Below are 10,659 nucleotides of genomic sequence, written 5' to 3' on the forward strand. Positions count from 1 at the left end.
CCCGTGGACTCCCCTGACCCGGCGGGCCGTCGCGGGCTACCCTTGCGGCGTGCGCCTTCCATGAGAAGCGCAAAGCCGACAGCCGTCGCACTTCAGGGAGCATCTTCCATGGCCTCGTCGCCAAACCCGTCCCTCTCGTCCTCCTCCGCCTACAGCAGGACCCGAACCGATGCCCTCCGCGAGGCACTCGCCACCCGCGTGGTGGTGGCCGACGGTGCGATGGGCACGATGCTGCAGGCACAGGACCCGACGATGGAGGACTTCGAGAATCTCGAAGGCTGCAACGAGATCCTGAACCTCACGCGGCCGGACATCGTCCGCTCCGTCCACGAGGAATACTTCGCCGTGGGCGTCGACTGCGTCGAGACCAACACCTTCGGCGCCAACCACGCGGCCCTCGCCGAGTACGACATCGCCGAGCGCGTCTTCGAGCTCTCCGAGTCGGGTGCCCGCATCGCCCGCGAGGTCGCCGACGAGTTCACCGCCTCGACCGGTCAGCAGCGCTGGGTGCTCGGCTCCATGGGCCCCGGCACCAAGCTGCCGACCCTCGGCCACGCCCCGTACACCCTGCTGCGCGACGCCTACCAGCGGAACGCGGAGGGCATGATCGCCGGCGGCGCCGACGCGCTGCTCGTGGAGACCACCCAGGACCTGCTGCAGACCAAGGCGTCGGTCATCGGTGCCCGCAAGGCCCTGGACGCCCTCGGCGTCGACCTGCCGCTGATCGTCTCGGTGACCGTCGAGACCACCGGCACCATGCTGCTCGGCTCGGAGATCGGCGCCGCGCTCACCGCGCTGGAGCCGCTCGGCATCGACATGATCGGCCTGAACTGCGCCACCGGGCCCGCCGAGATGAGCGAGCACCTGCGCTATCTGGCCCGCCACTCCCGCATCCCGCTGTCCTGCATGCCGAACGCGGGCCTCCCCGTCCTCGGCAAGAACGGCGCCCACTACCCGCTGACGGCCCCCGAGCTGGCCGACGCCCAGGAGACCTTCGTACGCGAGTACGGCCTCTCCCTGATCGGCGGCTGCTGCGGCACGACCCCGGAGCACCTGCGCCAGGTCGTCGAGCGGGTACGCGACCTGACGCCGGCCGTGCGCGACCCGCGCCCCGAGCCCGGCGCCGCCTCGCTCTACCAGACCGTGCCGTTCCGCCAGGACACCGCGTACATGGCGATCGGCGAGCGGACGAACGCCAACGGCTCGAAGAAGTTCCGCGAGGCCATGCTGGACGGCCGCTGGGACGACTGCGTGGAGATGGCCCGCGACCAGATCCGCGAGGGCGCGCACATGCTGGACCTGTGCGTCGACTACGTGGGCCGCGACGGCGTCGCCGACATGGAGGAGCTGGCCGGCCGCTTCGCCACCGCCTCCACCCTGCCGATCGTGCTCGACTCCACCGAGGTCCCCGTCATCCGGGCCGGCCTGGAGAAGCTCGGCGGCCGTGCGGTCATCAACTCCGTCAACTACGAGGACGGCGACGGCCCGGAGTCCCGCTTCGCGAAGGTCACCACGCTCGCCCAGGAGCACGGCGCCGCGCTGATCGCGCTGACCATCGACGAGGAGGGCCAGGCCCGCACCGTCGAGCACAAGGTCGCCATCGCCGAGCGGCTGATCGAGGACCTCACGGAGAACTGGGGCATCCACGAGTCGGACATCCTCATCGACACCCTGACCTTCACGATCTGCACGGGCCAGGAGGAGTCCCGGGGCGACGGTATCGCCACGATCGGGGCGATCCGCGAACTGAAGCGGCGTCACCCGGACGTGCAGACCACCCTCGGTCTGTCGAACATCTCCTTCGGCCTCAACCCGGCAGCCCGTGTCCTGCTCAACTCCGTCTTCCTCGACGAGTGCGTCAAGGCGGGCCTCGACTCGGCGATCGTCCACGCGTCGAAGATCCTGCCGATCGCCCGCTTCGACGACGAGCAGGTCAACACGGCCCTCGACCTGATCTACGACCGGCGCGCGGAGGGCTACGACCCGCTGCAGAAGCTGATGGCACTGTTCGAGGGCGCCACCACCAAGTCCCTGAAGGCCGGCCGGGCCGAGGAACTGGCCGCGCTGCCCCTGGACGAGCGGCTCAAGCGGCGCATCATCGACGGCGAGAAGAACGGCCTGGAGGCCGACCTCGACGAGGCACTCCAGACCCGCCCGGCCCTCGACATCGTCAACGAGACACTCCTGGACGGCATGAAGGTCGTCGGCGAGCTGTTCGGTTCCGGCCAGATGCAGTTGCCGTTCGTGCTCCAGTCGGCCGAGGTCATGAAGACCGCCGTGGCCCATCTCGAACCGCACATGGAGAAGACCGACGACGAGGGCAAGGGCACCATCGTGCTGGCCACCGTCCGCGGCGACGTCCACGACATCGGCAAGAACCTCGTCGACATCATCCTGTCCAACAACGGCTACACCGTCGTCAACCTCGGCATCAAGCAGCCCGTCTCCGCGATCCTGGAGGCCGCCGAGGAGCACCGCGCCGACGTCATCGGCATGTCGGGCCTGCTGGTCAAGTCCACGGTGATCATGAAGGAGAACCTGGAGGAGCTCAACCAGCGCAAGCTGGCCGCCGACTACCCGGTCATCCTCGGCGGCGCGGCCCTCACCAGGGCGTACGTGGAGCAGGACCTGCACGAGATCTACGAGGGCGAAGTCCGCTACGCCCGCGACGCGTTCGAGGGCCTGCGCCTGATGGACGCGCTGATCGCGGTCAAGCGAGGCGTGCCCGGCGCGAGCCTGCCCGAGCTGAAGCAGCGCCGGGTCAGGGCCACCGCCCAGACGGTCGTCGAGGAGCGCCCCGAGGAGGGCTCGGTCCGCTCCGACGTGTCCATCGACAACCCGATCCCCGAGCCGCCGTTCTGGGGCACCCGTGTCATCAAGGGCATCCAGCTCAAGGAGTACGCCTCCTGGCTCGACGAGGGCGCGCTGTTCAAGGGCCAGTGGGGCCTCAAGCAGGCGCGTACGGGCGACGGGCCGACGTACGAGGAGCTGGTGGAGACCGAGGGCCGGCCGCGGCTGCGCGGGCTCCTGGACCAGCTGCAGACCGGGAACCTGCTGGAGGCGGCCGTCGTCTACGGCTACTTCCCGTGCGTGTCCAAGGACGACGACCTGATCCTCCTGGACGAGCAGGGCAACGAGCGCACCCGCTTCACCTTCCCGCGCCAGCGCCGCGGACGCCGGCTGTGCCTCGCCGACTTCTTCCGGCCGGAGGAGTCCGGCGAGACGGACGTCGTCGGGCTCCAGGTGGTCACCGTCGGCTCCCGGATCGGCGAGGAGACGGCCAAGCTCTTCGAGGCGAACTCCTACCGCGACTACCTCGAACTGCACGGCCTGTCCGTGCAGTTGGCCGAGGCACTCGCCGAGTACTGGCACGCGCGCGTGCGTTCCGAACTCGGCTTCGCGGGGGAGGACCCGGCCGCCGTCGAGGACATGTTCGCGCTCAAGTACCGCGGCGCCCGCTTCTCCCTCGGCTACGGCGCCTGCCCGGACCTGGAGGACCGCGCCAAGATCGCCCGGCTCCTGGAGCCCGAGCGGATCGGCGTCCACCTCTCCGAGGAGTTCCAGCTCCACCCGGAACAGTCCACGGACGCGATCGTGATCCACCACCCGGAGGCGAAGTACTTCAACGCCAGGTAAGCGCGGGTTCCCCACGCCTAGGGTCGGGCGCCGCCATCAAGGGGGCGCCCTACTAGGGGCGCGGGGAACTGCGCGGGCAACGACGGCGGGCCCGCACCTAGAAAAGACCCCCAGCCCCCCGCAGGGGATACCGCACACACCCACGCCAGGAGGCACTTCCTCCGACGGCGACGTACACTGGTCGGTCCAGTGCAGGCCGGTTCCCCGGGAGGGAACCGGCCTTCTCGTCCCTACACGGAGGTGCGCCTATGACCAGTACGGTCCCCGCACTAGGTACCCAAACGGCCGAGGGCTCCGCCCTCCAGGCCGTGCTCCTGGACATGGACGGCACCCTGGTGGACACCGAGGGCTTCTGGTGGGACGCCGAGGTGGAGGTGTTCGCCCGCCTCGGCCACACCCTCGACGACTCCTGGCGCCACGTGGTGGTCGGCGGCCCCATGACCCGCAGCGCGGGCTTCCTCATCGAGGCCACCGGAGCGGACGTCACCCTCGCCGAGCTCACGGTGCTGCTGAACGACGGCTTCGAGGACCGTATCGGCCGCGCCCTGCCGCTGATGCCGGGCGCCGCGAGGCTCCTCGCCGAGTTGTCCGCGCACAGGATCCCCACGGCCCTGGTCTCCGCCTCGCACCGGCGCATCATCGACCGCGTCGTGACCTCGCTGGGCCCCCAGAACTTCGCCCTGACGATCGCGGGCGACGAGGTCGAGCGGACCAAGCCGTTCCCCGACCCGTATCTGCTGGCGGCGGCCGGCCTGGGCGCGGATCCGGCCAGATGCGCGGTCATCGAGGACACGGCGACGGGCGTCGCCGCGGCCGAGGCGGCGGGCTGCCACGTCGTCGCCGTACCGTCCGTGGCACCCATCTCTCCGGCGTTCCGGCGTACCGTTGTTCCGTCCCTCGAACAGGTCGACCTGTCTTTTCTTCGAGGTCTGATGACGGAAAAGCGCTAATCCTTCACCCAGGGTGAATGATTGAATGCCGGAAAAACTACGTGGTCACGGCACCGGAGTAATTCGATCCTCTTCCACGTGTCCCGGGTGGCCGAATTCGAGTGCTTCCTCACATAGTTGAGGATGTGACGTTCGACACGCCATGGGCCGTCGACAAGCTGCCCCGGCTGTGTCTTGGAAGCCCTTTCGGCGCGGTTCGACGCGTCCTTGTGTCCCGATTCATGGAACGCTGCACCAATCCTTCCGCTGTCGGGTTTTCGGTGCGTCCACACCCGGTTTCGCAGCGTGATGGGAGCTCAACTCCGGTACCTGCGAACGGTCCTGCTGGTGCGGACTAATCTCATCGAGACATCGCCGTAACCCCCGTGACCCCACCGCCGCAACCCGGCCTGCCGGGTTAGCGGGACGACAGCTCTGGAGAACTTCGAGCATGAACCGTAAGACTTTGGTGCTGCCGGCCGTGATCGGTCTGCTCGCCCCGGTCCTCGCCGCGTGCGGCGGTTCCGACAGCGGGGACAACGGCGGCGACGCCATCGTCGTCGGCACTACCGACCGGTTCACCGCCTCGAAGGAGGACCCGGCGCCGCTCGACCCGGCCTCCGCGTACGACGTGGGCACCTGGAACATCCTTCGCCAGACCGTCCAGACGCTGATGGTCATGCCCAACGGCGGCGGCGACCCGGCTCCGGAGGCGGCCGAGGAGTGCGGCTTCACCGACTCGGGCAACGAGCGGTACGCCTGCACCCTGCGCAAGGACCTCAAGTTCTCCAACGGCGACGCGATCACCGCCGAGGACGTGAAGTTCTCCATCGACCGTGCGATGCAGATCAAGGCGGACAGCGGTGTCTTCGCCCTGCTGTCCACCGTCGACACCGTGGAGACCAAGGGCGACCGCGAGGTGATCTTCCACCTCAACAGCGCGGACGCCACCTTCCCGTTCAAGCTCTCCACGCCGGTCGCGGGCATCGTCAACCCCGACGACTACGAGAAGAACAAGCTGCGGGACGGCTTCGACGTCAGCGGCTCCGGTGCGTACACGCTCAAGGCCGAGGTCAAGGACGACGTGATCGTCAAGGCCGTCTTCACCAAGAACCCCAACTACCAGGGGACTTCGGAGCTGAAGAACGACAAGGTCGAGCTGCGCTCCTTCGAGAGCGCCGACTCCATGGGCACCGCGCTCGACAAGGGCGACATCGACATGATGACCCGCACCATGTCGCCCGCGCAGATCAAGAAGCTCCAGAACGCCAAGGGCACCGACGTCGACCTGATCGAGCAGCCCGGCCTGGAGATCCGCTACCTCGGCTTCAACACCAACGACCCGTCGGTGAAGACGAAGGCGGTCCGGCAGGCGATGGCCCAGGTCATCAACCGCGGCGAGCTCACCTCGCAGGTGTACGGCTCCGGTGCCGATCCGCTGTACTCCATGGTCCCGGCCACCGTCACCGGTCACGCCAACGCGTTCTTCAACAAGTACGGCGACCCGAGCATCCCCAAGGCCAAGGACCTGCTGGCCGCGGAGAACATCAGCACGCCGGTGAAGCTGACGCTGCACTACACGGACGACCACTACGGACCGGCCACCAAGGACGAGTTCGAGCTGCTGCAGAAGCAGCTGAACGACAGCGGCCTGTTCAAGGTGAGCATCAAGGGCGAGAACTGGTCGACGTTCCGCCCGAACGAGCAGAAGGGCGACTACGAGGTCTACGGCATGGGCTGGTTCCCGGACTTCCCCGACGCCGACAACTACCTCGCGCCGTTCCTCGACAAGGACAACACGATCGGCTCGCCGTACGCGAACCCGGAGATCCGCTCCAAGCTGATCCCCGAGTCCCGCCGCGAGGCCGACCGGCTCACCGCCTCGAAGAGCATCGAGGAGATCCAGAGCATCGTCGCCGACGACGTCCCGGTTCTGCCGCTGTGGCAGGGCAAGCAGTACATCGCCACCCGGGACGACATCACCGGCGCCGAGTACGCGCTCAACTCCTCGGCGACGCTTCAGCTGTGGGAGCTCGGCCGCGGAGTCGGTGGCTGAGCCGAGGCGACGACGCCCGACCGGACCGGGCGGCTGAGCCGGAAGCGACGGCGACCGACCGGACCCGAGACAGATCAACGACAAGGCACAAGCTCGTGAACATGCGCACCAAGTGGCCGGTCCTGCCCGTCGTGGCGGGACTGTCCGCCGGCCTGCTGACGGGATGCGGCTCGGAGTCGGGGGGCTCCGGGGGCAGTGGCTCCGACGTCGTCATGGGAATGACGGACGACGTCCTGGCCACGGATCCCGCCTCCGGCTACGACCCCGGCTCCTGGCTCCTCTTCAACAACGTCTTCCAGTCCCTGCTCAGCTTCCCCAAGGGCGGCACCGAGCCGGAGCCGGAGGCCGCCAGGGAGTGCGGGTTCACGGACACGCAGGCCAAGGTCTACCGGTGCACCCTGCGCGACGGGCTGAAGTTCAGCAACGGTGACGACCTCACCTCGCAGGACGTCAAGTTCTCCTTCGACCGCATGATGAAGATCGACGACGACGCCGGGCCCGCGATCATGTTCCCCATGCTGAACAAGGTGGAGGCGCCGAACGCCAAGACGGTCGTCTTCCGGCTCAAGGTCTCCGACGCCACCTTCCCGAGCAAGATCGCCTCCGGCGCCGGTTCGATCGTCAACCGCCGGGAGTACTCGGCGGACGGGCTGCGCGAGGACGGCCAGGCCGTCGGCTCGGGCCCGTACAAGCTGGAGTCGTTCAGCAAGGACGAGGCCGTCTTCACGGTCAACGAGAACTACAAGGGCAGCGCCGAGACACAGAACGACGGCGTGACCCTCAAGCTCTTCCACGGCGACCAGGCCGGCCTGAAGAAGGCCCTCCTCGAAGGCAGGGTCGACGTCGCCTACCGCGGCCTCGCCGCCGAGGACGTCGCCGAGATCGAGGCGGACACCACCGGCAGCCAGGAGATCGACGTCGTCGAGGGCTCCAGCGCCGAGGTGCAGCACATGGTCTTCAACATGGAGGACCCGGTGGCGGGCAAGGCGGGCGTCCGCAAGGCCATCGCCCATCTGCTCGACCGCGACGCCCTCATCAAAGAGGTCTACGAGAACACGGCGACCCCGCTGTACTCGATCATCCCGGCCGGTATCACGGGCCACAACACGGCCTTCTTCGACACCTACGGCGCCCGCCCCTCGCGCGCCAAGGCCGAGGCCGCGCTGCTGGAGGACGGCATCACCGACAAGGTGAAGCTGACCCTCTGGTCGACGCCGACCCGCTACGGGCCGTCCACCGACCAGGAGTTCAGGGCGATCGCCAAGCAGCTCAACGCGAGCGGCCTGTTCGACGCGACCGTGAAGTCCGTTGCGTACGACAAGTACGAGAAGGACGTCGAGGCGGGCAAGTACGGCGTGTACGTGAAGGGCTGGGTGCCGGACTACCCGGACCCGGACAACTTCACGGCCCCGTTCTTCGGCGAGGGCAACGTGCTGGGCAACAACTACACGAACCGCACGGTCACCGGGCAGCTCATCCCCGCAACCGCCGCCGAGAGCGACCGCGCCTCGACCGAGCCGCAGTACGGCGAGCTCCAGGACATCGTCGCCGACGAGGTCCCGATCATCCCGATCTGGCAGGCCAAGCAGTACGCGGTCGTCCGCGACAGCGTGTACGGCCTGGAGAACTGCCTCGACGCCTCGACGGTGTTCCGCTTCTGGGAGATCAGCAAGGACTGAGCCCGCCCGCGCACCACCCCCGCGCATACGCAGAACGGCCGCCCCTTTCGAAGGGGGCGGCCGTTCTCCTGTCAGAGCTGTTCAGAGGTCCGTGGCGGGGGCGCTCACTGCGCGCCGGGGCGCACCAGACCGCTCTCGTACGCGTACACGGCGGCCTGTACGCGGTCGCGCAGCCCCAGCTTGGTGAGGACGTGGCCCACGTGCGTCTTGACCGTCGTCTCGCTGACGAACAGATCGGCGGCGATCTCCGCGTTCGACAGACCGCGGGCCACCAGCTTCAGCACCTCGACCTCGCGCTCGGTGAGCGTGTGCAGGGTGTCGGGCACCGGCTCGTCGCCCGAGGGCAGATGGCTCGCGTACTTGTCGAGAAGCCGACGGGTGATGCTTGGCGCGAGCATGGCCTCACCGGAGGCCACCACCCGGATCGCCTGCACCAGTTCGTTGGCGGGGGCGTCCTTCAGGAGGAAGCCGCTGGCGCCGGCGCGCAGTGCCTCCACCACGTACTCGTCGAGGTCGAAGGTCGTCAGGACCAGCACCTTCGCCGGACCGTCGCGGCCGGGGCCGGTGATCTGACGGGTCGCCTCGACCCCGTCCATCCGCGGCATACGGATGTCCATCAGAACCACATCGGGCTGCAGGGCCCGTACCTGATCCAGTGCCTGGAGACCGTCACCGGCCTCGCCGACGACCGCGATGTCCTGCTCGGCCTCCAGGATCATCCGGAAGCCGGTGCGCAGCAACGGCTGGTCGTCGACCAATAGGACGCGGATGGCCACGTAAGTCTCCTTCGTTAGTCCGGCCCCATTCTGCCCTGCTCGGCACCGCCGGACTCGGGCGCCCTCACAGGCAGCGGATACGGCGGGGGAGTGCCGCCGAACTCCGGACACACGGACTGGTGGTCGCACCAGCCGCAGAGCTTGGTGGGGCGAGGCCGCCAGTCACCGGTCTCCGTGGCCAGCCGGATCGCCTCCCACAGCGAATGCAGCTTCCGCTCGACGCGCTCCAGGTCGGCGGGGACCGGGTCGTACGTCAGGACCTCACCGCTGCCCAGGTAGACGAGCTGGAGGCGGCGCGGGACGACCTGCTTCAGCCGCCACACCACGAGGGCGTAGAACTTCATCTGGAACAGGGCGCCCTCCGCGTACTGGGGGCGCGGGGCCTTGCCCGTCTTGTAGTCGACGATCCGCACGTCACCGGACGGGGTCACGTCGACGCGGTCGATGATGCCGCGCAGCTTCAGGCCCGAGTCCAGCTGGGCCTCCACGAACAGCTCGCGCTCGGCCGGTTCGAGACGGGTGGGGTCCTCCAGCGTGAACCAGCGCTCCACCAGCTGCTCCGCCTCGGTCAGCCAGCGGGCCAGCCGCTCGCCCGCCGCCTTCTCGTCGGCGTCCGCGAACAGCTCGGCGAGCTCCGGCTTCGCCTCGCGCAGCCGGTCCCACTGGCCCGGGATCAGCGACTTCGCGCGCGGTGCGGTCCGCTCGGTGGCCGGCGCGTCGAAGAGCCGCTCCAGTACCGCGTGCACCAGCGTGCCCCGCGTGGCCGCCTCGCTCGGCTTCTCCGGCAGCTTGTCGATCACCCGGAAGCGGTACAGCAACGGGCACTGCATGAAGTCCCCGGCCCGCGAGGGCGACAACGAGGCCGGCGGCACGGCGACGGTGACACGAGCGGGCTCCGCGGCCACGACCGGGTCGGCCGCGGGGGCGGACGGGGCGGAGGGAGCTTGGACCGGCACGTCCGCGGGCTCGGCCGGGGTGCTCGTCGGCTCGGGTTGCGGGCCCGTCTGAGTCCCGCCGTCGGTGCTGGTTTCCATGACGACAGACCTTACGGCCCGCCACTGACAGTGCGACACACGGTGACCTGCGCGCGCCCGCAACCGAGTGGGAAACAGAGGGGGTGCCGGGGCCGAACGCGACACGACGGCCGCATACCATCGACCACAGGACCTCTCGCTGTGCATGATCGCGAGCGGGAGACGCGTCGAACGAGGGGACATCGTGGACGAGAGCGGCGGGAGCGGGCAGCCGCGATCCGGCACGGACGAGGCGGACGAGCGCCGTACGGGTCGGCCGCGCCCCGGCGATCCGGCCGCCCCGACGGCCCGGCCGCACTCCGAAGAGGAGCCGCACGACACCGACGCCCAGGCGAAACCCCAGCCGGAGGAAGACACGGCATCGGCAGCGGCGGACAAAACAGCGGTAGCGGGGCACCCGGACCCGAGCCCGGGAACCCCTGAGGCCCTGGAAGCCCCTGAGGCCCCGGAGGATGACCAGGCTGCTGGAGCGGCCGGAGCGGCTGGAACCGGAGAAGCCGGAGAAGAGGGCGCGGGTGGGCCGCCGCCCGATCTGCGGAAGGCGCCCGC

At 69.0% G+C, this 10,659-nt stretch carries 6 protein-coding genes; 4 read left to right on the top strand and 2 right to left on the bottom strand.

Annotated features, from left to right (window positions below):
* The first annotated feature begins 108 nt into the window (after positions 1-108).
* The 4 genes from metH (at position 109) to AOK17_RS17150 (ending at position 8,300) form a co-directional block, all read left to right on the top strand.
* Positions 109-3,636, top strand: a complete 3,528-nt coding sequence (gene metH / locus AOK17_RS17135) for a methionine synthase (RefSeq protein WP_055613348.1) — start codon at positions 109-111, stop codon at positions 3,634-3,636.
* 248 nt (positions 3,637-3,884) lie between these two features.
* The gene (locus AOK17_RS17140) at positions 3,885-4,586 is read left to right on the top strand and encodes an HAD family hydrolase (RefSeq protein WP_055613349.1); all 702 of its coding nucleotides are present in this window, start codon (positions 3,885-3,887) and stop codon (positions 4,584-4,586) included.
* Between the two features lie 430 nt (positions 4,587-5,016).
* Positions 5,017-6,621: an ABC transporter substrate-binding protein gene (locus AOK17_RS17145; protein ID WP_055613350.1), complete on the top strand. Its 1,605-nt coding sequence runs from the start codon at positions 5,017-5,019 to the stop codon at positions 6,619-6,621.
* Between the two features lie 95 nt (positions 6,622-6,716).
* A complete protein-coding gene (locus AOK17_RS17150; protein ID WP_055613351.1) occupies positions 6,717-8,300 on the top strand; it encodes an ABC transporter substrate-binding protein in 1,584 nt (527 codons plus the stop codon).
* A gap of 104 nt (positions 8,301-8,404) precedes the next feature.
* On the opposite strand, the gene AOK17_RS17155 is transcribed toward AOK17_RS17150, so the two are convergent.
* Both AOK17_RS17155 and AOK17_RS17160 read right to left on the bottom strand, forming a co-directional pair.
* On the bottom strand, positions 8,405-9,076 hold the full coding sequence (locus tag AOK17_RS17155; RefSeq protein ID WP_055613352.1) for a response regulator: 672 nt from the start codon (positions 9,074-9,076) through the stop codon (positions 8,405-8,407).
* 14 nt (positions 9,077-9,090) lie between these two features.
* On the bottom strand, positions 9,091-10,110 hold the full coding sequence (locus AOK17_RS17160) for a RecB family exonuclease (RefSeq protein ID WP_055613353.1): 1,020 nt from the start codon (positions 10,108-10,110) through the stop codon (positions 9,091-9,093).
* Positions 10,111-10,659 lie beyond the last annotated feature (549 nt).

The sequence above is a fragment of the Streptomyces phaeochromogenes genome, from assembly GCF_001418655.1.
GTDB classification, from domain to species: Bacteria; Actinomycetota; Actinomycetes; order Streptomycetales; family Streptomycetaceae; genus Streptomyces; species Streptomyces phaeochromogenes.